This window comes from Caldicellulosiruptor sp. DIB 104C, assembly GCF_028198085.1.
GTDB classification, from domain to species: Bacteria; Bacillota; Thermoanaerobacteria; order Caldicellulosiruptorales; family Caldicellulosiruptoraceae; genus Caldicellulosiruptor; species Caldicellulosiruptor saccharolyticus.
Window position 1 is genome coordinate 554732 of sequence record NZ_CP116337.1, and the last position, 24028, is coordinate 578759.

Sequence of the window (24028 nt, forward strand, 5' to 3'; positions counted from 1 at the left end):
CCACAAATACAACAAGAATACTGGGTGAAAATTCCGCCAAGGTTTTTTGATCTACCTATGGAGGACAAAATTTATGCATTGGAAAAGTTGATAAGTGTAAAAAGGTACTTCACCGCTTTAGATACTGCTGCTATGTTTGCAAAAGAAATTCCTCCAAAGATGATAGCCGACTTACTTAAAAAAGCTGCTTTAGAAAAGAGTATTGATGATTTTCGTATTGTTGATCCTTGGGATATTGAAGAACTATTTGAAACGCTCGATCTGTCTAGAGAAATAGGGAAAGATAAAATCGCGGAGTTAGAGTGGTTATACTTACCCATTCTTGCAAGGGTGGGAAGTGGAAGACCTCCTAAAATGCTACATCAAGAGTTATCAAACAATCCTGAATTTTTTGCAGAAGTAATTAGGTTCGTATATAAACCAAAAAACGAAAGCATAGATGAAGAAAGAGAAGAATTACCACAAGAGTTAAAAAAACAGCGAGCACATCTTGCTTGGCAATTGCTTAATACCTGGAAAACTGTACCTGGGAGTGATAGTAGCGGCAGGATAGACTATAAAAAGCTAAAGTCGTGGGTGGATAAAACACGGGATATATGTATGAAGCTGAATAGATTGGAATCTTGTGATAAACATATTGGTCAAGTGTTAGCATATGCAGTGCCAGATGAAGATGGTAACTGGCCTCCAGAAGCAGTGTGCAGAATAATTGATGAGATACGAAGTAAAGAATTAGAAAGTGGTTTTAAAATCGGAATATATAATCAAAGGGGGATTATTACTAAATCTCTATTTGAGGGAGGAACTCAAGAACGTGCGTTGGCAGAACAATATAGGAAATATGCAGAAAAACAGAATACTGCTTTTCCGAAAACGGCATCTATATTAAAAAGAATTGCGGAGAGTTATGAGCTTGAAGCCAGACGGGAAGATGAAGAGGCTGAAAAAAGAAAATTAGAATGGTGATATAGAGTAATAATTTTGTTTTTTTATTTCTTAAAAAAAGTTTCTTTTATTCTTTCCTCTAACCATTTGTTTGTTGTAAAATTAAATGCAACAGGTGAAAAAAATATTGAAGCCATAGCTTCAAACTGCGTATGATATTAGTTGAAAATTCCAAACACATAAACAGGAGATTTGAAATTATGCCCTATTGATAATAATACCAAAAGGAGAAGGAAATTTAAACACACAAGTAGATTCGAAAGAGGAGCGATAGAAAAACTGATAGAGGTTAGTCTGGGCATAAGAGAAATAGCAAGAAAATTAGGCAGAAATGCAAGTACTATTTCACAGCAGAATAAAGCGAGGAACCACAACTAAAATGAATAGTGATTTGAGTACATTTGAAAAGTATTTTGAACCAACAGGACAAGCTGTGTGTAACAAAACCAGAGCAAGGTACTGTAGAAAAGTAAACTTTTAGAAGTGAAAGAATTTTTAAGCTTGCAGGAGACCTGTCAAGATTTTTGTGATTCCATTTCATAGCGTATATTGTAGAGCTGTAATATATTGTAACTACATTTTTTAAGAATATGTACTCCATTTTTTCTATATTCCTCAAGAAAATACATTATATAAAAAATTTTCCTATAAATTCTTGACACTATCCTCATCTTCACTTGGTGTTGCATCTTATAAGACATGTGGTATAATAAAATAAAAAAGGAATATAGTTACCTTAAGTGGTGGGGATATAGCTCAGTTGGTTAGAGCGCTTGCTTCACATGCAAGAGGTCATAGGTTCGAGTCCTATTATCCCCACCATTTATTTTCATAACTTTAGCTTGATGATGTAGTTTTATCATTTTTTGTTATTATGAAAACTTGTCTCAAAGCTGCATTTCTTCTTTTTATTGTCAGTTATTGTGAATTACTTACGAAAAAGCTATTTACTTTTTCAACATTTCGCAGAGTAATCTATTAAGTAATGAAACAAAATTACAAGTTCGTTGTTTGTTTAGCTGCATATTAGTATCTTTAGCAATGTTGTAAAATTTCCTAATATTCTTTATAATTTTGACCTTTCAATCAACATTTAAATCAGACAAGTTTTGAATACCCCATTTTTAAATTTGTGATAAAATAAAATTGAACTTTTTAGAACCAAAAAGAAGATTAAAGGTTATTAACTCATATCCAGATTTTAAGGAAATGAAGAAAAATGCGATTACTTCTTATTGCTCCTGCAGGACGTGCGTTGCGCCAGATGAAAAAAGGGATACTTAACTTTTCCACTCTCAACTTTGCTCTTACCTTACCTCGACTGGCTGCATTGTGTCCACCTAATATAGAAGTCAAGATTGTGGATGACCAAATAGAGGATATTTCCTATGATGAACCAGTAGATCTTGTAGGACTTACCGGAGAGACACCTCATGCACCAAGAGCTTATGAGATTGCTACTGAATTCTGACGACGAGGCATACCTGTTATCATGGTAGGTCTCATGCTACCTTAATGTCCAAAGAAACTCTTCAGCATGTAGATGCTGTAGCCATAGGCGAATGTGAAGAAATCTTTGGACAGATAATTGAAGATGCCAGACGTGGTCAACTCAAGAGAGTGTACCAAGCACCAGCAAAACCTTCTCTTGAGCATCTTCCTCCACCTCGCTTAGATTTACTTAAAGGCAAAAGGTACCTTCTAATAACTGCTGTGGAAACATCACGAGGCTGTCCATTTGCTTGCAATTTCTGTATGGTACGTTACATGTACGGCCGAGGGGTGAGACACAAACCTATAGAAGAAGTAATTGCCGATATTAAGAATGCACCAACTAAATTATATTTTTCACTGATGACAATGTAGTCGGTAATCCTGAGTACGCCCAAGAACTCTTCCGAGCAATGATTCCCTTGAAAAAATGGTGGATTGCATAGGCAAGTATTAATATGGCTTATGATTCTGAGCTTCTTGGCCTTGCCCAACAAAGTGGGTGCAAAGGGGTGTTTGTTGGGATAGAGTCTGTATCTCAGTCAAGTCTTCAAGAAGCTAATAAATATCAAAATCAGGTTGCACGTTACCGAGGGGTTATCTCTACTTTTCATAAACATGGGATTCTGGTAGAAGCAGGAATGGTAACAGGATTTGATAACGAAGATACCTCTATTTTTCCTCAAACATTTGAAATGTTGAGGGACATAGGAGTGGATCTTGTCAGTTTTAAAATTCTCACACCATATCCTGGAACAGAATTTTTCAAAGAAATGGAACAGGCTGGGCGAATACTTACATATGACTGGGAACTATATGATGGAGAGCATGTGACATATCAACCAGCACGTATGACACCTGAAGAGCTTCAGGCAGGTCATGATTGGCTTCGCAGAAAATTCTATTCCACTTCCCCTATCTTGAGAAGATTATTCAATGTAGCCAAACATCCGCTAATGCTTTTGTTTTCAGCTGTAGTGAATACCGCCTTTCATTTTATAGAATGGAGTGACTCTAAAAGATGAGATTTTTTTCTTAATTCTGTAGAAAAGTAAATAAAGAAAATTTGCTTCTACATAGTAAAAGTAAGAAAGAGCAACAGAATTGTAGCTCAAACTTTCAAAATAAATGTAAAATTTTCGATGAGGATTGTGTTGTTACTTGCTTTGACCATAATTGTACAGTTTTTGAATATGCGACAACTGACGACAGAGTCTATAATAAATGGTATTTGCAAATTTTCCTCTCTCTCAAAATCCTTGAAAGCATATGGCGCGCCCAGGAGGACTCGAACCCCCAACCCTCAGATCCGTAGTCTGATGCTCTATCCAATTGAGCTATGGGCGCGCAATTTTTATCATTTTTATTTTTGCATAAAAAATAAAGCCCTTTTTCCCAGGGCCTTATTTGCTTTTTTAATTGGTGCCGAGAGCGAGACTCGAACTCGCACGGGCTTGACGCCCACTACCCCCTCAAAGTAGCGTGTCTGCCAATTCCACCATCTCGGCACCTCACTCACGTTGCAATATATATTATAAAAAGCTCTCTCAACTTTGTCAATAACCTTTTTTGAATTTTAACTCCCGCAACAGCCTCTATTACCTGAACAGGTACTACAACTCTCACCTTTTGAACCATTTCCTGCTGATGTTCCAAAGTTTATTCGAGAGTAATCTCTTCTTACATCCTCTGATGCACATTTTGGACAGCTTACTTTAAGACCATTTGAAATCTCTGATATAGATGCTTTAACTTCAAAGACTTCTTCACAGCTATTGCAGATATATGTGTAAAGCATCACAGGTCACCTTCGTGTAGGTTATTATTTTTCTACTCAAATAGTATAGCAGAAAATAATACAAATTCAAATACTAATTTATTACTCTGCTTGCATTATCGAAGGTGGTGCGTAAACTCTTGTTGAAAGCTCTTTGTCCAAAAACAAAAGTCCGCTTGGGTCTTCTTTGATAAATTTTAGTTTTCTCAAGATCTTGTCCATTGTCTCCTCTTCTTCTGCCTGTTCATTTATAAACCATTGCAAGAAGCTGTGAGTTGTGAGGTCCTTTTCTTCAAGAGCAGTTTTTGCTATTTCATGAATAGAAGATGTTATGAACTGTTCGTGAGCAAGTGCCAGTTCAAATACTTCTGTAGGTGATGTGTAATCTATTTTTGGCTGTTTTAATTCCTTTAGAATAACCCTTCCACCAATTTTGTTAATATAGTTAAAAATCAGTCTTGCATGGTCTAATTCCTCTTTTGTTTGAACCATGAAAAAGTGAGCAAAACCATCTAAATTCTGAGAAGAAAAATAAGCTTCCATGGCTGTGTAAAAATAAGCAGAAAACAATTCTTTGTTCAGCTGTTCATTTAACATGTCGATTATCTTTTGATTTTTCATCGAACAATTACACCTCTTTTTTAAATATTTTTTCATAGTTATTCTTACCCTCTAAACAAAAAAACTAACACTATTTTTTTTCGGATATTGTGGTATAATTAATATAAGGTGGCATCGACAAGAATGTCGAGCCATACTATATCCATTTAGGTTATCTTCTGTTTAAAAAATTAAATAGAAAGCTGCCCTGATTTTTAAAAGAACAGGGACTGCTAAAGGGCTTTGTTCTACGTTTTAATAACATTTTGCAAAGAAAGGCAGACTCTGTTCTGCCTTTTTTAATTTTTTAGGAGGTAATTTTTATGAAAATCGGTTTTTATGGAGCATCAAGAGCAGGAGTTTCTATGTGTTTTTATCTTATGAGCAAGGGCATTGAGGTTACAGGATTTTACAATCGCACATATGAAAAAGCAAAAGAAGCTGCCAATTTGACAAATACAAGGGTTTTTCAAACTGTAGAAGAATTGATTGAATCATGTGATGTAATTTTTCTTAGCATATCTGACTCTGCTATTGAAGAAGTTTCTAAAAATCTTCCTCAAGAACTTTCTAAAAACAAAGTTTTTGCTCATCTTTCTGGGGCGCTGTTGTCGAGTGCAATAAAAGTGTCTTGCAGAGGAAAATTTTCTCTGCACCCGGTGCAGACATTAAGGGGTCAGATAGAAGATGTTCAAAAGTTAAGCAATGCAATGTTTTCTTTGGAAGGTGATGAAAAAGGGAAAGAAGTTGGTAAGATAATACTTCAAAAAATGGGGAATAAATATATAGAGCTTAAAAAAGAAGATAAAGTAAAATATCATCTTGCCGCAACGATTGCTTCGAACTATTTAATTGGACTTTTAAATTTTTCATACAGCATTTATAAAGATCTAAAACTATCTGACGACATTATATTCTCAATGATAGGTCCTCTTGCAAAGGCCTCATTAGAAAACTTTTTGAAAGATAGATTGAATTCTTTAACTGGCCCTGCTTCAAGAGGAGATATCTCAACTTTGGAAAAACATTATATGGTACTTCCAGATAGCCAAAAGAGTACATTTTTGGAACTGTTGAAACTGACGTTGGAACTCATAAGAGAAAGAGGTCAATTTGATACTTGCGAGAAATTGCAAGATTTTATTAAATCGAAAGGTGGGAATTAGTTATGAACAAGGTTACAACAAAGACACTATTCGAAAAAAAACAAAAGGGCGAAAAGATCACCATGCTCACAGCCTATGACTACACCTTTGCAAAGTTATTTGACAGCTGTATGGTTGACATCTTGCTTGTTGGCGATTCACTTGGTATGGTAATACTTGGATATGATTCGACAATTCCAGTTACTATGGAGGATGTGGAACACCATGTAAGGGCTGTTGCAAGAGGAACAAAGTACGCAATGGTTGTTGCAGATATGCCATTTTTGTCCTATCATACAACACCTGAGGAAGCTGTAAAAAACGCTGGAAGATTAATTAGAGCAGGTGCATATGCAGTTAAGATGGAAGGGTGCGATGACGTTATTGACAAGATAGAAGCTGTTATTAAAGCTCAGATTCCTGTTATGGGGCACTTGGGACTTACTCCTCAGTCTGTAAATGTATTTGGTGGGTATGAACTTCGTGCAAAAGAGGAAGAAGAAGCAAAAAAGTTAATAGAAGATGCAAAAAAGCTTGAAGAGGTGGGTGTTTTTGCAATTGTGCTTGAAAAGGTTCCTGCAATGGTTGCAAAACAGGTTCAAGAAAGTGTGAAAGCACCAATAATTGGCATTGGTGCAGGCCCTTATTGCGATGGGCAGGTGCTTGTATGCTATGACATGCTTGGAATGTATGAAGACTTCAAACCTAAATTTGTGAAAAGGTATGCTGAAGTTGGCAGTATAATTAAGGATGCTGTTTCTAAGTATATTAATGAGGTTAAAAGAGGAGAATTCCCAGGAAAGGAGCATAGCTACTGATGGTTGTGGTTGAGAAAATTCAAGAAATGAAAGATATTGTCAAAAAACTTAAAAAGGAAGGGAAGACAATAGGATTTGTTCCAACAATGGGATATTTGCATGAAGGACATTTGAGCTTGGTTAGAAAATCAAAAAGCCAAAATGACATAACAATTATAAGCATTTTTGTAAATCAAATTCAATTTGGACCAAATGAGGACTATGACAGGTATCCTCGTGATTTTGAGAGAGACAAAAATTTGGCTGAGAAAGAAGGGGTAGATTATGTCTTCTATCCCTCAGTAAAAGAAATGTATCCAGATGACTTTAAAACAGTTGTATCCGTCAAGAAGATAACAGATATTATGTGTGGCAAGTCAAGACCAGGGCATTTTGATGGTGTTGCAACTGTTGTCCTAAAGCTTTTTAACATTATAAATCCTGATAGAGCATATTTTGGGCAAAAGGATGCACAGCAGCTTGCTGTTATAAAGCAGATGGTAAAGGACCTGAATTTGGATGTTGAGATTGTTCCATGCCCAATTGTGCGTGAAGAGGATGGACTTGCAATGAGTTCACGAAACACATATCTTTCTGATGATGAGAGAAAATCAGCAACAGTTTTATATAGAGCATTGAGTTTAGCAAAAGATTTGATCGAAAAAGGCGAAAGGGATGTTTCAAAGCTAAAAAAGGCAATGGAAGATTTGATTTTAAGGGAAAAGTATACAAGGATTGATTATATTGAATTTGTCAATTATGATACATTTGAACCAATTTCAAAGGTTGAAGGTAAAGTATTAATAACCTTGGCAGTGTTTGTTGGAACAACCAGACTTATCGATAATATAGTTATGGAGGTATGATAGAAAGGATGCTGATTGAGGTTTTAAAATCAAAGATACACAGAGCAACTGTTACAGAGGCCAATTTAAATTATGTTGGAAGTATCACAATTGATGAAGAACTTATGGAAGCAGCTGGAATATTGGAAAATGAGAAAGTTCAGGTTGTAAATATAAACAATGGTGAGAGGTTTGAGACATATGTCATCAAAGGCGAGAGGGGAAGTGGAACAATTTGCTTAAATGGGGCAGCTGCTCGTCTTGTGCAGGTTGGAGACAAAGTGATTATAATGGCTTATTGTTTGCTTACAATGGAGGAATACAAAACTCACATGCCAAAGATTGTATTTGTAGATGACAATAATAAGATTGTAAAACTTTCAAACAAAGAAGAACACTCAGAGTGTCTGTGCTAAAACAAAAGATTTTAAAGGTGGAGCACAAGCAAAAAAAATCAAGGAAGTTTTGTGCTCCACCTTTTAATATTATAACGGCAATAAGCATATACTATATTTACTGAAATGATAAAGTTTTTTGCAGGCAGGATGAAAAGAAAAATAGTAAATAAAAAATTAATGGTAATACTTTCAATAATAGTAATATCAATTTGTTTTATCCTGATTTCAGTATTTTCTCAGCATTTTTCAAATCCATACTTAATCTTTGTCTCAATTGATGATAGTAAGCTATATGTATTCAAAAATGGAATTCTCTATAAATCATATCCAATTTCTCCCGGAAAGCCTTCTACACCAACTCCTGTGGGCACATTTAGAATAATCTCAAAAGCATACTGGGGCGACGGTTTTGGTGGAAGATGGATGGGTTTGAATGTTAGATACGGAAAATATGGTATTCATGGAACTATATACGAAAACTATATTGGTGCGCATGTGAGCCATGGTTGTGTGAGGATGCGAAATAATGATATAAAGGAATTATTTTCGTACATACCTATTGGCACTACTGTTATTATCTCAGAAGGTGCATATGGTGAATTTAGAAATGGTTTTAGAACAATTTTTCCAGGAGACACAGGCGAAGATGTGATGGCTGTCCAAAGGCGGCTTAAAGAACTTGGCTTTTATCATGGTGAAGTTGACGGAAAGTATGGTCTTGCAATGGAAGCAGCTATAAATCTTTTTCAAAAGAAAAATGGGTTACCAATGACAAATAAGATAACTCCTTACTTATTAAAAAAAATGGGATTTTTCTTGTTTGAATAAAAAAATCTCGTTATAACAAAAATAAATTATGTAGCTTAATAAAAATTTAAATTCTTCTCATTAAAGAAAGGAGGTAGGAATACGTGGCCAATATCAGTTCAAAAGAGCTTATGTTTTTAGAAGACAATATTAAGATGATGCAAAATTCAATCAATTTCATCGCAGGTGTTTCTGACCAAATTACAGACATCTCACTCAAAAACCTTTGCCAGCAGTGTGTAACCCACTGCAAAAGTGACATAGCTATTTTGTCAAGGTTTATTGAAAATCCAAGCATTCAATAACAGAGAAAGGAGTGAAATTAGTATGAAGACCTTGTCAGATAGAGACATTGCTTTTTCACTTTTGAATGCTATGAAGCTTCAGGCAATGGCACTTACAAACTTGATTTTGGAAAGTTCCAACAATGCACTTAGAAAAGAAACTATGTCAATCTTAAACAGAATGTTTGATCATCAAAAGCAAATATTTGATTTTTTATCTCAGAAAGGTTGGTATCCTGTTGAGATGGCAAAACAGGATGATATAACAAAAGCACAAAGAGATATTCAGACAATTCAAAATAATGTTCAGATGGTTTCAATGTAAAAGAATCTAACACCTGATAAGGGGCTGACCGAAAAGATTTTAACGGCGGCCCCTTGCTGGTTTCTAAAAGTCTTTTTTCATAACAATCCATTTTCCTTGCGGATCTCGTGACATTCCTATCTGGTAAAATCCAAATTTCTTATAAAGCTTTATAGCGGGTAAGTTATCTGGTCTTACCTCTAACTTGACTTGTTTTACTCCTTTTGATTTCAGAAAATTTAGTCCTGCTTCAACAAGCTTTGTTCCAATGTTTTTCCCTCTATATGACTTGCGTGTAGCAATTGATAAAATTTGAGCGCATATTCCACTTCCATGTTTTGTATGGAATTTAAAAAAGTCAAGCTTGTTAGAAAGAATCTTCCAGATTGGTTTTATACCAAATCCATAAAGGCCTAATATCCACTTGACAACCCATTTGAAGATGGATAATGACGCTACAGCCGCTAACCACACCTTTTTGATGTCTTTTACCACACAGATATATCCTGCAATCTTTTTATTTTCTTTGTCTTCGTACACTAAAAAACCATGAGGTTCGGCAAGAAGGACCACTTTGAATATGTCCTCTATAGCAGAGTTTTTAATTCTGTTGTTGAAATAAAACTCTATGCTGTCACTGAACGCTTCTCTGAAAATCTCGGCAATCTGCGGAAGGTCAGAAAATTTTGCACATCTTATCATGCAGTTTCACCTTTATGTTCAAGATATCTTTCCGTATTTACATTTTTGCTATGTGTTATTTTAATTATACTTCTTTCAAAGAAGTTAAAAAAGGTGAACAAAGATTTTAAAAGGTAAGGTTAAAATCCAAATAATACCAATAAAAAATTTTTTAAAAAGGCTATTGACAAAAAATCTTTTATAGGTATAATAAATAATGTCGACGGCGCAAGAGAAAAGGTGCCGAAAACAAGAAGAATAAATGAATAAGAGGTTCCTCGGTAGCTCAGCGGTGGAGCATCCGGCTGTTAACCGGAGGGTCGTAGGTTCGAATCCTACCCGGGGAGCCAATTTTTTAAGGGCCTTTAGCTCAGCTGGTAGAGCGGCCGGCTCATAACCGGTTGGTCTGGGGTTCGAATCCCTAAGGGCCCACCAATTTCAAAAATAATAAGCGAGTCAGAGAAGACTCGCTTTTATTTTTTGTGTATTATTGGGAAGGTTCTTCATGGTTTTTAGCTAAATTCTCAAAAAGAAGTCTATAAACCGTTTCAGCGTTTTTGTTCCAGTTTCGGCAAATTCTCTTGGCGATTTCTACATGAGGGACATTTACTTTTACCTCAAATAGTATACTATTTCCTTCACGCAAAGAGCACACAACTAAGTATTCGTTTTGGTTAAGTATCTTGTAGTCTGAATAAATTTCAGTATTTAGTTTTATTTTCCTATAGTTTTTCTTTATGTATTCTTCTATTTCTTCAAGTGTAAGCTTTGGAATTAAGTTTAACAATATCTCTAATACATCCTTACCACTTTGTGAGATTTCAATGTATGTTCTGAGCTCATCATCGTATCTATGTATAAGCTTTTGAGCCTCCAGTTCTTTAAGGTATTGCTGGTATTCAAAAAAGTTCATGTACTTTGTTGAGAGAATGAACTCATCAAGCTGCTGAGTTGAAATAGGAATGCTAATTTTATTTAGGAAAAATAGGATGATGAGCTTGTTTTGGGCAAGGGTGTGTATTTCATTGTACTCATCAGACATTCTTTATTTCACTCCTTTTACTTTTAAAGCCGCCATATTTTTGTACAAAAAATACGGCGGCTTTTGTATTTTTCTGAAATTTTTCTCGAAGTTATCTTAGATTGAACTCACCAAGTGTTTTCATTCTTTCGATTTCTTTTAATACAATGTCATATAAGTTCAAATCCAAGGTGTTACAAATGGAAGCTAAATAAAATAGTGTACTTCCAATCTCTTTTTCAATCAAGTCTCTGCAATTTTCACAAAGCTGACCTTCTACATGAGTCTTTAAATACTTTTTTGCCTCTTTCAAGCTCACATCTATTGGAATCTCTTGTTTTTTAGCATTTATTCTTATACATCCACAGTTTGTGACAGACTTGACTATACTCCTGTTGACCCTCGCTGCGGATTCGGCAAATTTTGTGAGGCTATCAAGTATACTTTTGTTTCTTATTAGCAATTCATCTACCACATATTGGAAATCGTCTATGAAGATGTCCTTCAATATATTTCACTCCTAAAAAATGACTTTAGTTTAATTATAAATTTCTTCAAATTCAAATGTCAATAAGAAAAATTAGCTTTACTTTTCATGTCAATAACAATAGTGTAGAATATTAAAAACAGCACTTTTTTGGGGAGGATTAAACTTTAAATGAAGATTAGTTTTTCAACTGTTGGGTGCCCAAATTTTACCTGGGATGAGATAATTGCAACTGCTAAAGACTTTGGATATGATGGAATTGAACTTAGAGGGATATGTGATGAGCTTGAGGTTTATAGAGCATCTCCTTTTACTGGTGATAATTTGAGGTTGACAAAAAAGAGATTAGATGACCTAAATCTGGAGATTTCTTGTATATCAACATCTTGTTATCTCTTTGACAAAAAAGCCAAAGATGCCACGATTGAGGCAGCGGAAAAACATATGAGGTTAGCAAAAGAGCTTGGCTGCAAATACATAAGAGTCTTGGGAGATGAGTGGATAACACCAGGGGAAAATGTAGATGAGGAATTTGTAAAAGAGATGCTATGCATGCTGTGTGAGATAGCAAAAAGTTATGATGTTGATGTTTTGATTGAAACAAATGGCATTTGGGCAAATTCTCAAAAGCTTGCAGCTTTGCTTGAAAAGGTGCCATATCAGAATGTTGGAGTTGTTTGGGATATTCATCATCCGTATAGATTTTTTAATGAAGATGTAGGGTACACATATAGTAATTTAAAGGAGTATATAAAACATGTTCATGTAAAAGATTCAAAAATAGAAAATGGTAAACTTGTGTTTAAGATGATTGGAGAAGGTAATGTTCCAATCGATAAAGCTATTAATTTGTTAATCAAGGATAATTATACAGGGTATATTTCGCTGGAATGGGTAAAAAGATGGTTCTCTGAGCTTGAAGAGCCAGGCGTTGTGTTTTTAGGGTTTATAAACAAAATAAAAGCCTTGTTAAATAAAATAAATAAATAAAATGAAAAAGGGCACAGTGAAAAGGCAAAGAACATTTTATACCTTTTTGCTGTGCCCAAGAAGAATCTCATAAAAGTTGGGGAAGGATATTGATGCACACTCTGCATTTAAAATTGTGCTTTCTCCCTCAACTGCACATGCCAAAATAGATGCTGCCATGGCAATTCTGTGGTCGTTGTATGAATTAACAATGCCAGCTTTTAGATTATCTCTTGAACCAACAATTTCTAATCCATTTTCAAGCTCATAACATTCAGCTCCAAAATTTCTTAACATTTCAAGAGTTGTTTTTATCCTATCACTTTCCTTGACCCTGAGCTCTGAAGCATTGTCTATAATGGTCTTTCCATCAGCAAAAGCTGCAGCAACAGCCAAGATTGGTATCTCATCTATAATCCGGGGAATATCATTTTTGTCAACCACAACCCCTTTTAAATTGCTACTTCTTGCAACAATTGTTCCAACAAGCTCACCGTTTTGAATCTCAACGTTCCCAATTTCAATGTCAGCACCCATTTGTTTTAGAATATCAATTATACCTGTCCGCGTAGGGTTTAAAATGCAATTCTCGATTATTACTTCACTATCTTCACATATAAGAGCAAGCACAATAAAAAATGCAGCAGAAGATATATCCGAAGGAACTTTTATCTTAAGCGCCTCTAAATTGCTTGGCATAACCTCTATCTTGTAAAAACCATTTTCAAAACAAGTAGCAATATCTGCTCCGGCAGATTTTAACATAAGTTCTGTGTGGTCTCTTGACATAGGTAGCTCTTTTATAACGCTTTTCCCTTCTGCTTTCAAAGCTGCAAAAATAAGTGCTGATTTTACCTGTGCACTTGAAACTGGCAATGTGTAATCAATGGGTTTTAAATTCTTTTTGCCTTTTACCTTTATTGGAAGACAATCCTCTTTTTCTAAAAATTCAAAGCTTGCACCCATCTGGCTCAAGGGCTGTGTTACTCTTTTCATAGGTCTTTTTCGAAGAGAACTGTCGCCATCTAAAACTGCCTCAAACTCTTGAGTTGACAAAATCCCAAGTAGCAATCTTGTAGTTGTTCCAGAATTACCGCAATCTAATACCTGTTGAGGGACGTATAAACTATAATTTTTTCCTTTTACAATAACTTTGTCATTTTTTATTTCTATCTCAGCGCCAAGTTTTTTGAAGCAGTTTATTGTGCTTAAACAGTCCTCAGCAAACAAAAAGTTTTCTATCTCGGTTGTTCCTCTTGCTAAGCTTCCAATCATTATACTTCTATGTGAAATAGATTTGTCAGATGGTATAGCGACTTTTGCTCTTATCTTTCTTCTGCCTTCAATTTTTACATTCATTTACTATCACTCACAATCTTATCTCTTATTGATTTTGCTTGTTCAAAGTATGAGTAAATATCGTTGTAGTTGTCACTTTCAAGATTTGATTTAAAGTTTATCAATAAGTCTATATACTTATCTATCAGTTCAAGCAAAACCTTTTTGTTTGAAAAGGATATATCTGCCCACATCTTAGGGCTGGAGGAGGAGATACGGGTGATGTCTTTAAAACCCCCTCCAGCAAATTTGCAAAAGATGCTATTTTCATTTAACATATTCACAAGCGCAGCAGACACAATGTGAGGAAGGTGAGAAATTACTCCTGTTATTGTATCATGAAGGCTATAGTCAATTTCCTCAACTCTGCACCCGATTATGTTCAAAAGATCTTTTAATTTCTGAACATTGGTTTTTTCATTTATATCAAGCGGTGTTATAAAATAGTAAGCACCTTTAAAGAGAGTCTCAAAAGAGTACTCATATCCTATTTTTTCTGTACCAGCCATTGGATGACCGCCAATAAAGTTAGAAATTCTATTTTTCAAAGCAAACTCACAAATCTGAGCTTTTGTGCTGCCAACATCTGTGATAATTCCTTTTTTTATCTTTGACGATAGTTTTTCTAAAACACCAATACTTTCCAATACAGGCACACATATGAAACTAAAGGCATATTCATCTTCTACATCTTCTAAATCCTCTATTTTCTCTTTTACAATACCTTCTTTTATTGCCTTTTCAATTGAATTTTGATTTATATCATGTGCGTGGACTTCAAATCCGCATTTGTTAAATGCCTTGGCAAGTGAACCACCAATCAAGCCAAGCCCAACCACCAAAATCTTATTTCTCATCTTCTCATACACTCTTTCCGATTGATTTAGCAATTTGAGATATTTCTTTTACAAGTTTATCGAATTCATCAGGTGTAATCGACTGTGGACCATCAGATAGAGCCTGCTTTGGATTTGGATGCACTTCAATCATAAGCCCATCAGCACCTGCTGCAATTGCTGCTTTTGAGAGTGCTGGAACATACTTTGCTTTTCCAGCTGCATGGCTCGGGTCCACAATAATTGGCAAGTGGCTCTTTTCCTTCACAACTGGTATTGCAGATATGTCAAGCGTATTTCTTGTCGCTGTTTCAAAAGTTCTAATTCCTCTTTCGCAAAGTATGACATTAGGATTTCCTTCGCTCAAAATGTACTCAGCAGCATTTAACCACTCTTCAATTGTTGCAGCAAGACCACGCTTTAAAAGCACAGGTTTATCTTGTCTTCCTACATATTTTAGTAAATTAAAATTTTGCATATTTCTTGCACCAATCTGAAAGATGTCTACATAATCGTATGCTTTGTCAACAGCATTTTCACTTATAACTTCTGTTATAACCAAAAGGTCATATCTTGTTGCTGCCTCCTTTAATATCTTCAAACCTTCTTCTTCAAGACCCTGGAACGAATATGGAGATGTTCTGGGCTTGTAAGCTCCACCTCTTAGTATTTTTGCTCCGCTTTTTTTAATCTTTTCAGCAACTTCGAACATCTGCTCATAGCTTTCAATTGCACAAGGACCGCCAATAAGTGTTAACGCATTTCCACCAATTTCAATATCTTTAATTTTTATAACTGTTGGCTCGCTCTTGAATGTCCTGCTTGCGAGTTTGTAGCTCTCTAAGATTGGTATTATCCTATCAACTCCAGGAAGAAGTTCAACTGGTACATCTGAAAGTATTCTCTCATCACCAATAACACCAATTACAGTTCTTTCAATACCTTGAGAGATGTGTGGGCGAAGCCCAAGTGATGTGATTAGCTTTACAACCTCTTCAATTTCTGATTCTTTGCAATCTTTTTTCATAACAATAATCACGTTACATACCCCCATCCTACAATGTAATTCATTATCCTTTATCTCCATTCTACCGTTCTGCAAACCTTTGCTTTTTACAGAACTTCTTTCAAAGCCTTTATAAATTCCATGTTATCACTCTCCAGTCCTGTTGTTACTCTAATATATGTGGGCATGTCAAAAATATCCCCTGGTCTTACAATTATACCTTTTAAAAGGAGCTTTTTAAACACCTCAACAGCATCTTTTGTTACATCTACCATTACAAAGTTGCCGTAAGACTTAATATATGGAAGTTTCATTTCCTCAAAACTTTTGTAGAAAAATTCGAGTGACTTTTTGTTAAGCTCCTTAGCCTTCTCTATATGTTCTTGGTCATCGAGTGCAGCAATTGCAGCAATCTGAGCTACATGATTGACGTTAAAAGGTGGTCTTACCCTGTTTAGCTTTTCAATTATTTCTTCTGAAGCTATAGCATAACCAATTCTGAGTGATGCAAGACCATAAATCTTTGAGAATGTCTGAAGTACAATCAAGTTTTTAAACTCATCAAGCCAGTGGATAGCATCTGGATATTCTGGGTCGTCGATGTATTCTTTGTAAGCTTGGTCAACAACAACTGCAATTTCAGATGGTACAGATTTGATGAAGTTGTAAAGCTCATCTTTTTTGACAATTGTACCTGTTGGATTGTTGGGGTTGCAAATCCATATTACTCTTGTCCTTTCATTTATATGTTTGGAAAATTCCTCAAGGTCATGAGTATAGTTTTTTAGAGGAATCTCAATGGGAATACCGCCCATCACTTTGGTCACAGTTTCGTATCTTGGGAAAGAAGGTCTTGCCATTATTGAATTATCGCCGGGATTAATAAATATGCTGGCTATAAGCTGAGTAATTTCGTCAGAACCAGCACCAAATATTATCTGAGTAGGCTTTACATTTAGCTTTTTTGCAAGCTTTAGCTTTAGCTCTGTACAGTTTCCGTCAGGGTATAAGCTTAAGTCGTCCAAACTTTCTTTTATTGCTTTTTTGACATTTTCAGAAGGTCCTAATGGATTTTCATTTGAGGCAAGCTTTATAACCTTTTCAAGTCCCAGTTCTCTTTTTACTTCAGAGATTGGTTTTCCAGGGATATATGGCGAAATAGTACGTATGACCTCTCTGAACAATCTACCACATCCCCTTTTGTTAAAGTTATTTTCATTAATTTTATTATCAACCTTTGGGGTTGTCAAGAGAAGAGAGTAGAAAGTGAAAGATGTAGAATTTAATTAGTTTAAATTGCTTTAGCAATGAGCTATAAAAATACTGAGATTATAGTTTAAAAACAAGTCAAGTTTATGGGGTAAAATTATTAAATTTTTTAGGGTCACAAGTTTTAATTTTATAGTTATAATTTACATGTAATGATTAGAGGATTTTCTTTTAGTGCTGGTGTGGTATGTATCAAAAAAATCTATAAAGGGGAGGAGTTTGAATGACAAAAAGATTGAAGGTTGTTGCAACGCTTATTTGTATGGTATTTATTCTTTCAAATGTACTTTTGGTTGGTACTTCTACATCTAATACTGTGAAAGCGGCTTCAAGCAGTCAGAAAGTAAAAGTATTGACATTTTTCTATGGCGACTCTAATGCAGACCCACATCCCGATTTGTTTAGCACACCAATAGGTAAGGAGTTGACAAAGCTTACTGGTGTAAGACTTAAAATTGAGTACTTAGCAGGACAGGATGAGGCGACAAAAATAGGACTTATGCTTGCATCAGGCGATTTGCCTGATTTAATTCATGGACATCAAGAGCATGGAAAGTTAATTGAAGCAGGTGTTTTGGTTCCTTTGGACAACTACATTCAAAAGTACGGAAAATATTGCAAACAAATCTATAGCGCAAAAGACCTCAAAAGACTCAGACAAAAAGACGGACACATCTATTTCTTGTCTCCCTACAGAAATGAAATTACACCAGATTTAAAACCAGATGGTTTTTGGCTCCCAATTGACTTGCTTGAAAAGGCAAAGTGGCCAAAAGTAAGATATTGGGAAGATTATCTACAGCTTATAAGAGATTATGTAAAGAAAAATCCAAAAATTGAAGGCAAACCTACAATTGGATTTACATTTATAACGGAAAGCTGGAGATTCTTTACTCTTACAAATCCACCATCATATCTAATGGGTTATCAAAACGATGGCGATGTCATTGTTGATCCAAAAACTTACCAAGCAAAGGTATATGCAACTATGGAAGGTTCAAAGCGATATTACAAGGATTTGAACAAGTTATGGAAAGAAGGGTTAATTGACAAAGAAGTATTTGTTCAGAACTATGACACATATCTTTCAAAGATTGCTCAAGGTAGAGTAGTAGGATTTTATGATCAATGGTGGCAATTTGGATATGATGCAGAAGCATCACTCAAAAATGCAAAGAAATACAACAGAATGCACATTTCATTCCCTGTTGTTTACAAAGGTGTGCAAAGAGCAAGATATCTTATGATTCAACCAATAGGAGCTCGAGATGGAATCAGTATTACCAAGAAATGTAAAGATCCACTTACAGCATTTAAGTTCCTGGACACGCTATGTTCTTTAGAAGCACAAAAGCTAATGTATTGGGGAATCAAAGGTGTTGATTATAGTGTAGATAAGAATGGAAAAATGTATTTAACAGACAAACAGAAGAAACAAAGAGAAGATCCCGTATATCGTAAAAAAGAGGGTATTGGTTACTGGTGGGTATTCCCACATGCATATTTGAAACTGCAAGATGGAAACTACAGAGAGCCAGGATTTGACCCAGACTATGTATACAAGAATTTCTCACCAGCTGAGAAGAAAGTACTTGATGCTTATAAAGCAAAGACCTTCATGCAGCCGCCATTTACAGACACACCACTTGAAACACCATATGGTTTTGCATGGGAGATTAACATTCCTGCTGATAGAACAGATGTAACTATAGCAACTCAAAAGATGAGCGAGGTACAGAGAAAGTATCTTCCACAACTTGTAATGGCAAAGAGTGATAGTGATTTTGAGAGAATATGGAAAGAGTATGTTAAAGCTTTTGAGAAGACAAACTATAAGGTATATGAGAAATTTAAGACTGAGATGATTCAGTGGAGAGTAAAGAATTGGAATTAAAGATTTAAAAGTGATATATTTATAGGGAAGGCCTTTTAGGGTCTTCCCTATAATTTTTAATAATGAAAGATAATTGATTTTTTTTGAGAAAGGAAGTGTTGAAGCTGATGAATGAAATAAAAATTGATTTAAAGGCATTCTGGGAGGAAAATGAGTACTGCAAACAAAACTTTGACAAAAAAACGCGCATTCCTATTCATTTTTGGCTTGATGACCACTTCTTATTTGAGCTTGTTGGTCCATTTTCTACTGTCAAGTACTACACCGACAAAGCTGTTAGATTGGAGATTCACAAAAAGGCAAATGATATATTAGAAAAAGAGCTTGGAAGAAGGTTCTATTCAGAAGAAGAATTAGATCCACCTGAGCCGGCAAGATTTGAGGTTATTATGGGCTCAAAGGTTGTTATCTCTGAAGGAGGTACACCTTGGCTTGAACCTGCAATTGACTCTGTGGATGAGGTAAAGGACTTAATTAGAAAGCTTGAAAAGGTTGAAATAAAAAATGTGGTAACTGCTGAGCTTATAGATGCTAAAAATAGCTATGAACTCCAAACTGGCAAAAAATTGAAGTTGGGCTCTATGACAAGAGGACCAGCAACAATTGCCACAAGTTTATTGGGTACAACTAACCTTTGCATTTTGCTGATGGATGAACCTGAGCTTATGGATGAGTTTTTTAAAATTTTGGGAACAAAACTTGTTGAGTACATAAGGCTTTTAAGAAGTTATTGTGATATTGAATACAACGGAATATCAATTAATGATGACAACTGCTTTTTGTTTTCACCAAAGCTTTATGAAAGATATTGTGCGCCTATAATGGAGAGCTTATTTAAAGAATTTGCTCCAAACAAAACTGACACAAGATATCAGCACTCAGACAGCAACATGCAGCATATAATTCCTATTTTGAATGATTTGGGAGTAAATGCAGTGAACTTTGGGCCAGAAATACATCCTGCTACTATAAGAAAACTTATGCCAAATGCACGAATCTATGGTCAAATGCCACCTTTTGTTCTTAGAAATGGTACAAAAGAGGAGATAATTGAAATTGTAAAAGGAGATATGGATGTGTTAAAAGCAGATGGCAATTTTGTTGAAACTCCTGCTGGTTCTATTGCTTCTGGTACACCTTTAGAAAATATTAGAATTTATATGTGGGCTGTGCAAGAATATGGCAGATTATAAACTTCTATATATCAATTTTATGGGGTAAATATGTTAGATTTTAAGGGTTGTTTTTAAACAAATACTATGTAAAATGAACAATAGAGGATGTAAAAAATAATCCTCAGAAAATTAAAAGAAGGAGGTATTCTTAAAGTGAGCTTTAAAAAGAAAAGTGCTTTGATAATAGCTTTAATCTTCATCTTTGCGACAGTTGCTGGCAGCTTTGTTCCTGTTGGAACAAAAAATGCAGAAGCTGCATCTAAAAAAGTTGTAACTTTCACAATGTTTAGTGCTGATGCAACAGTGCAATACCATCCGGATATTTTCAGCACCGCAATAGGACAGGAGATTACTAAAAAGACGGGTGTAAGACTCAAAATTGAACACTTTGTTGGTATGGACCAGGCAACAAAGGTATCGCTTATGCTTGCATCGGGTGACTTGCCAGATCTTGTGTATGGTAGTGGTGAGCACAAGCAGTTTATTCAGAACAAAGTCTTAGTACCATTAGAAGGATATATTCAGAAATATGGAACATGGACAAAGAAGGCATATTCAGAGGCTGACTTAAAGAAACTGCGTCAGGCGGACGGTCATATTTATTTCTTGAGCTACTCAAGAGGAGAAGTATCTCCAAGCTCAATGGGCGAAGGTTTATATGTAATGATTGATATGCTAAAGAAAAATAAGTGGCCAAGGCTTAGATATTGGGAAGATTTGGTTCCAATGCTCAGAGCTTATGTTAAGAAGTATCCAAAATACAAAGGTATGCCTGTTATAGGGATGTCTGCAATTACAGAAGGTTCAAGATTTTACGTCATTCAAGACCCAGCGACAGGGTTAAATGGACTGATTGCAGACACTGTTCAGTTTGATCCAAAAACTTATACGGCATCTTATGACCCGGCAGGTATGGGGATGTACAAAGCATACAGAGCATTGAATCAGCTGTGGAATGAAGGATTGTTTGATAAAGAAGCATTTGTCCAAACATATGACCAATGGCAAGCAAAGATAGCTCAGGGTAGAGTAGTAACTTCATGGGGAAGGTCATGGCATTTCACTAATGCATTTAATACACTGAGAAAGAATGGAGAAGACGATAGAATATTGGTTCCATTTGGGATAGTTTTCAAAGGTGTTAAAAAGTCAACGTATGTTATGTTACAGTCAATTGGCACGCGTGATGGAGTAAGTATAACTAAAAAGTGTAAAGACCCAGTTACAGCATTTAAGTTTTTAGACTCATTATTAAATCCTGATGTTCAAAAACTCATGTTCTGGGGAATCAAGGGGAGAGACTACCTTGTTGACAAGAAAGGCAAGATGTACAGAACTCAAGCTATGATAGACAAGGCAAGAGATCCTGTATATCAGAAACAAGAAGGTCTTGGTTACTGGAATATTTATCCAAGATGGCAATTAAAACTTCCAGATGGCAACTATGTAAAACCTGATCTTGATCCAGATATTGCATACATGCAATGGGCACCTGCACAAAAACAAGTACTTGATGCTTATAAAGCAAAGACATTTGTAGAACCACCATTTGCAGATGAACCTGAATCTCCAAAGTGGGGTTATGCTTGGGAGATTAATGTTCCACCAGAAAAACAAAAAGAAATCCAGGTTCCTTTAAATATTGCTAATGATTTAGCAAGAAAGTACATTCCACTGCTTATTATGGCACCAAAGGGCAAATATGATGAAGTATGGAATAAGTATAAAACCGAAGTAAGGCAAAAAATAAATAGCAAAGTTATAGCAGATTTCTATACACTAGAACTAAGAAAACGTATGGAAGATTGGTACGGAATTAAGATTAAATAGCGGATAAGAATAGATAATTAAGGAGGGGAGAGGCAAAACATCCTCTTTCCTTCTTTAAAAACTTTTTAAGAATTTCTGAAAATATACAGTAGTATAGTTGTTGAATGTTTAAAAAGGAGGTCAGTGACATTGGAATCAGCAATTTATTACTCTTCTAAAAAAACTTTTTGGCAAAGAGTAAAAGAGCAAAAAGAGTTAGTTTTTATGATATTTCCTTTTGTATTGTACGTTATTCTTTTTCACTATATTCCACTATGGTGGTGGATAATTGCTTTTAAAGAATATAGACCTTATGAAGGTGTATGGGGATCTGAGTGGGTTGGCTTTCAACAGTTTAAAGATTTGTTTAGTGACTCAGGATTTTGGCTTGCTATGAGAAACACAATTGTTATAAGTTTTTTAAAACTTGTGACCTCTTTTGCTGCGGCAATTTTACTTGCATTGATGTTAAATGAAGTAAAGAATATGTTATTTAAGCGAACTATTCAGACCATTTCCTATCTTCCCCACTTTGTGTCGTGGGTTGTTGCTGCAAGTATTGTTATAAGTGCGCTTGCACCAGAGTCGGGTATTGTTAACCAGATTTTGATGTCTCTAAAAATTATCAAACAACCAATTGTATGGATGGGTGAAGGGCATTATTTTTGGTGGATATTAGCACTATCCAGTGTGTGGAAAGAAACAGGATGGAATGCTATTGTATATTTAGCTGCAATAACGAGTATTGACCCTGAACTTTATGATGCTGCAAGTGTTGATGGTTGTGGAAGGCTTCAAAAAATAAGATATGTAACTTTGCCAGGGATTGCACCAACAATTAGTATGCTTTTAATATTAAATGTTGGTTGGCTTTTGAACGCAGGATTTGAACAGGTACTTTTGTTAAGAAATCCTCTTGTTCAAGACTATGCCCAAATTCTTGACACATATGTTCTTGATTACGGTATTACCATGTACAGATATTCGTATGCAACAGCTGCTGGTATGTTCAAAAGTGTTGTAAGCATCTTCCTTGTATTATTTGCTAATAAGATTGCTCAAAAATTAAATGCTTCAACTGTTATGTAAAATATCTATTAGAGGATAAAATAGGGGGTATATGTTAAATGCTTAGAAAAAAGACAGCCGAAGACATTATAGTTGACTTAGTAGTTCATATAAGTTTGATATTTGTTGGTATTGTAACGTTGTATCCCTTTATAAATGTTCTTGCAGTATCCTTTAATGATGCTCTTGATACAGTAAGAGGCGGGATATATATTTGGCCTAGAAAATGGACCTTAAAAAATTATGAGATTATAATAAGCAATCCACAGATATATAATGCAACTCTTGTATCAGTAGCAAGAACAGTCTTAGGAACTGTTCTTGGAATCATATGCACAATGTTTGTTGCATATCCTCTTTCTAGAAAAGATTTTGTGCTAAGACGACCATTTTCTGCAATTATGGTTTTAACAATGTACTTTGGAGCAGGATTAATACCACAATATTTACTATATAGAAGTTTACATCTTTTAAATACATTCTGGGTGTATATTATTCCTGCTCTTTTAGGAATGTTCAACGTGGTAGTTGTGAGAAGTTACATTGAATCTCTCCCTACAAGTCTTATAGAGTCAGCCAAAATTGATGGTGCAAGCGAATTTAGGATACTGTGGCAGATAATCTTCCCTCTTACACTACCAGCAGTGGCAACAATCGCACTTTTTATAGGTGTTGGGCACTGGAATTCATGGTTTGACGTGTATATTTTTAACTCCCAGAGACCTGACCTCAGTACTTTGCAGTATGAGCTACAAAAGATTTTAGCATCTGTAAGTATGCAGGTTGGAAGAAACCCTGACTACCAGATGGGCGCATTGGCAGAAACCCAGCAAGTAACGCCTACTTCAGTAAGAGCAAGTATGACAATTGTTGCGACAGTACCAATTATAATTGTATATCCATTTTTACAAAAATATTTTGTCAAGGGGCTAACTCTTGGGAGTGTTAAAGGAGAATAGAGGGAGAGCGGAGTTTGTCGAATTTTTTGGCAAATTATATTGTTTAACTTCATAGAAATAAATAAAAGTGGGTGTTAAAAAGCCCACTTTTTAATTCACCTATGTTAATAGATATGCTATAAT

27 protein-coding genes and 5 tRNA genes are annotated in these 24028 nt (G+C 35.3%); 21 read left to right on the forward strand and 11 right to left on the reverse strand.

Annotated features, from left to right (window positions below; translation table 11 throughout):
- Positions 1–78 precede the first annotated feature (78 nt).
- The 6 genes from PGC14_RS02565 (at position 79) to PGC14_RS02590 (ending at position 3461) form a co-directional block, all read left to right on the forward strand.
- A complete protein-coding gene (locus tag PGC14_RS02565) occupies positions 79–966 on the forward strand; it encodes a hypothetical protein (RefSeq protein WP_271629439.1) in 888 nt (295 codons plus the stop codon).
- 171 nt (positions 967–1137) lie between these two features.
- Positions 1138–1323 (forward strand): helix-turn-helix domain-containing protein, encoded by a 186-nt coding sequence (locus PGC14_RS02570; RefSeq protein ID WP_039764331.1) that lies wholly within the window; start codon positions 1138–1140, stop codon positions 1321–1323.
- Between the two features lie 367 nt (positions 1324–1690).
- Positions 1691–1767, forward strand: a tRNA-Val gene (locus PGC14_RS02575).
- A gap of 397 nt (positions 1768–2164) precedes the next feature.
- Positions 2165–2416, forward strand: a complete 252-nt coding sequence (locus PGC14_RS02580) for a hypothetical protein (protein WP_237738169.1) — start codon at positions 2165–2167, stop codon at positions 2414–2416.
- A gap of 44 nt (positions 2417–2460) precedes the next feature.
- Positions 2461–2811 carry a B12-binding domain-containing radical SAM protein gene (locus tag PGC14_RS02585; RefSeq protein WP_051109288.1) on the forward strand — a complete coding sequence of 117 codons (351 nt, stop codon included), beginning with the start codon at positions 2461–2463 and terminating at the stop codon, positions 2809–2811.
- 83 nt (positions 2812–2894) lie between these two features.
- Positions 2895–3461 carry a B12-binding domain-containing radical SAM protein gene (locus PGC14_RS02590; RefSeq protein WP_271629440.1) on the forward strand — a complete coding sequence of 189 codons (567 nt, stop codon included), beginning with the start codon at positions 2895–2897 and terminating at the stop codon, positions 3459–3461.
- 245 nt (positions 3462–3706) lie between these two features.
- Here the strand turns inward: PGC14_RS02590 and PGC14_RS02595 are convergent.
- The 4 genes from PGC14_RS02595 to PGC14_RS02610 all read right to left on the reverse strand — a co-directional run bounded on the left by PGC14_RS02595 (position 3707) and on the right by PGC14_RS02610 (position 4834).
- A tRNA-Arg gene (locus PGC14_RS02595) sits at positions 3707–3783 on the reverse strand.
- Positions 3784–3856: 73 nt separating this feature from the next.
- A tRNA-Leu gene (locus PGC14_RS02600) sits at positions 3857–3944 on the reverse strand.
- 68 nt (positions 3945–4012) lie between these two features.
- On the reverse strand, positions 4013–4234 hold the full coding sequence (locus PGC14_RS02605; RefSeq protein WP_011918199.1) for an FmdB family zinc ribbon protein: 222 nt from the start codon (positions 4232–4234) through the stop codon (positions 4013–4015).
- A gap of 81 nt (positions 4235–4315) precedes the next feature.
- Positions 4316–4834, reverse strand: coding sequence for a ferritin (locus PGC14_RS02610; protein ID WP_011918198.1), 519 nt, complete (start codon positions 4832–4834; stop codon positions 4316–4318).
- A 302-nt stretch (positions 4835–5136) separates the two neighbouring features.
- Here PGC14_RS02610 and PGC14_RS02615 point away from each other — a divergent pair, with 302 nt between their 5' ends.
- The 7 genes from PGC14_RS02615 to PGC14_RS02645 all read left to right on the forward strand — a co-directional run bounded on the left by PGC14_RS02615 (position 5137) and on the right by PGC14_RS02645 (position 9414).
- Positions 5137–5979 (forward strand): Rossmann-like and DUF2520 domain-containing protein, encoded by an 843-nt coding sequence (locus PGC14_RS02615; protein WP_271629441.1) that lies wholly within the window; start codon positions 5137–5139, stop codon positions 5977–5979.
- A 2-nt stretch (positions 5980–5981) separates the two neighbouring features.
- Positions 5982–6776 (forward strand): 3-methyl-2-oxobutanoate hydroxymethyltransferase, encoded by a 795-nt coding sequence (gene panB, locus PGC14_RS02620; RefSeq protein WP_271629442.1) that lies wholly within the window; start codon positions 5982–5984, stop codon positions 6774–6776.
- Positions 6776–7621, forward strand: coding sequence for a pantoate--beta-alanine ligase (panC, locus tag PGC14_RS02625; RefSeq protein WP_271629443.1), 846 nt, complete (start codon positions 6776–6778; stop codon positions 7619–7621). Before panB ends, panC begins: the two co-directional genes overlap by 1 nt.
- 8 nt (positions 7622–7629) lie before the next feature.
- Entirely contained in the window at positions 7630–8016 is a 387-nt protein-coding gene (gene panD, locus PGC14_RS02630) for an aspartate 1-decarboxylase (RefSeq protein ID WP_011918194.1), read from the forward strand.
- 129 nt (positions 8017–8145) lie between these two features.
- Positions 8146–8826 carry a L,D-transpeptidase family protein gene (locus PGC14_RS02635; RefSeq protein WP_271629444.1) on the forward strand — a complete coding sequence of 227 codons (681 nt, stop codon included), beginning with the start codon at positions 8146–8148 and terminating at the stop codon, positions 8824–8826.
- Positions 8827–8909: 83 nt separating this feature from the next.
- On the forward strand, positions 8910–9110 hold the full coding sequence (locus tag PGC14_RS02640) for a hypothetical protein (RefSeq protein ID WP_011918192.1): 201 nt from the start codon (positions 8910–8912) through the stop codon (positions 9108–9110).
- A 22-nt stretch (positions 9111–9132) separates the two neighbouring features.
- Positions 9133–9414, forward strand: coding sequence for a spore coat protein (locus tag PGC14_RS02645; RefSeq protein WP_011918191.1), 282 nt, complete (start codon positions 9133–9135; stop codon positions 9412–9414).
- Positions 9415–9477: 63 nt separating this feature from the next.
- Here the strand turns inward: PGC14_RS02645 and PGC14_RS02650 are convergent, their stop codons facing one another.
- Positions 9478–10095 (reverse strand): GNAT family N-acetyltransferase, encoded by a 618-nt coding sequence (locus tag PGC14_RS02650; RefSeq protein WP_039764203.1) that lies wholly within the window; start codon positions 10093–10095, stop codon positions 9478–9480.
- 254 nt (positions 10096–10349) lie between these two features.
- On the opposite strand from PGC14_RS02650, the gene PGC14_RS02655 reads away from it, so the two are divergent.
- Both PGC14_RS02655 and PGC14_RS02660 read left to right on the forward strand, forming a co-directional pair.
- Positions 10350–10424: transfer RNA gene (locus PGC14_RS02655), tRNA-Asn, on the forward strand.
- Between the two features lie 9 nt (positions 10425–10433).
- Positions 10434–10509, forward strand: a tRNA-Ile gene (locus PGC14_RS02660).
- Positions 10510–10561: 52 nt separating this feature from the next.
- Here the strand turns inward: PGC14_RS02660 and PGC14_RS02665 are convergent.
- Positions 10562–11116, reverse strand: coding sequence for a DUF4364 family protein (locus PGC14_RS02665; RefSeq protein WP_271629445.1), 555 nt, complete (start codon positions 11114–11116; stop codon positions 10562–10564).
- A 91-nt stretch (positions 11117–11207) separates the two neighbouring features.
- Positions 11208–11603, reverse strand: a complete 396-nt coding sequence (locus PGC14_RS02670) for a hypothetical protein (protein ID WP_011918187.1) — start codon at positions 11601–11603, stop codon at positions 11208–11210.
- A gap of 150 nt (positions 11604–11753) precedes the next feature.
- Here PGC14_RS02670 and PGC14_RS02675 point away from each other — a divergent pair, with 150 nt between their 5' ends.
- Positions 11754–12572, forward strand: coding sequence for a sugar phosphate isomerase/epimerase family protein (locus PGC14_RS02675; protein ID WP_039764206.1), 819 nt, complete (start codon positions 11754–11756; stop codon positions 12570–12572).
- Between the two features lie 36 nt (positions 12573–12608).
- Here PGC14_RS02675 and aroA read toward each other — a convergent pair whose 3' ends face one another.
- The 4 genes from aroA to hisC all read right to left on the reverse strand — a co-directional run bounded on the left by aroA (position 12609) and on the right by hisC (position 16915).
- Positions 12609–13910 (reverse strand): 3-phosphoshikimate 1-carboxyvinyltransferase, encoded by a 1302-nt coding sequence (gene aroA / locus PGC14_RS02680; protein ID WP_039764208.1) that lies wholly within the window; start codon positions 13908–13910, stop codon positions 12609–12611.
- A complete protein-coding gene (locus tag PGC14_RS02685; RefSeq protein WP_039764210.1) occupies positions 13907–14746 on the reverse strand; it encodes a prephenate dehydrogenase in 840 nt (279 codons plus the stop codon). The genes aroA and PGC14_RS02685 overlap by 4 nt, the downstream gene beginning before the upstream one ends.
- Positions 14747–14750: 4 nt before the next feature.
- Positions 14751–15764, reverse strand: a complete 1014-nt coding sequence (gene aroF / locus PGC14_RS02690; protein ID WP_271629446.1) for a 3-deoxy-7-phosphoheptulonate synthase — start codon at positions 15762–15764, stop codon at positions 14751–14753.
- A gap of 74 nt (positions 15765–15838) precedes the next feature.
- A complete protein-coding gene (hisC, locus tag PGC14_RS02695; RefSeq protein WP_011918182.1) occupies positions 15839–16915 on the reverse strand; it encodes a histidinol-phosphate transaminase in 1077 nt (358 codons plus the stop codon).
- 308 nt (positions 16916–17223) lie between these two features.
- Here hisC and PGC14_RS02700 point away from each other — a divergent pair, with 308 nt between their 5' ends.
- The 5 genes from PGC14_RS02700 to PGC14_RS02720 all read left to right on the forward strand — a co-directional run bounded on the left by PGC14_RS02700 (position 17224) and on the right by PGC14_RS02720 (position 23905).
- Positions 17224–18894: an ABC transporter substrate-binding protein gene (locus PGC14_RS02700; RefSeq protein WP_271629447.1), complete on the forward strand. Its 1671-nt coding sequence runs from the start codon at positions 17224–17226 to the stop codon at positions 18892–18894.
- 107 nt (positions 18895–19001) lie between these two features.
- A complete protein-coding gene (locus PGC14_RS02705; RefSeq protein WP_271629448.1) occupies positions 19002–20087 on the forward strand; it encodes a uroporphyrinogen decarboxylase family protein in 1086 nt (361 codons plus the stop codon).
- 135 nt (positions 20088–20222) lie between these two features.
- A complete protein-coding gene (locus tag PGC14_RS02710) occupies positions 20223–21899 on the forward strand; it encodes an ABC transporter substrate-binding protein (protein WP_271629449.1) in 1677 nt (558 codons plus the stop codon).
- A 129-nt stretch (positions 21900–22028) separates the two neighbouring features.
- Entirely contained in the window at positions 22029–22967 is a 939-nt protein-coding gene (locus tag PGC14_RS02715; protein ID WP_011918178.1) for an ABC transporter permease, read from the forward strand.
- Between the two features lie 38 nt (positions 22968–23005).
- On the forward strand, positions 23006–23905 hold the full coding sequence (locus PGC14_RS02720; protein ID WP_271629450.1) for a carbohydrate ABC transporter permease: 900 nt from the start codon (positions 23006–23008) through the stop codon (positions 23903–23905).
- Positions 23906–24028 lie beyond the last annotated feature (123 nt).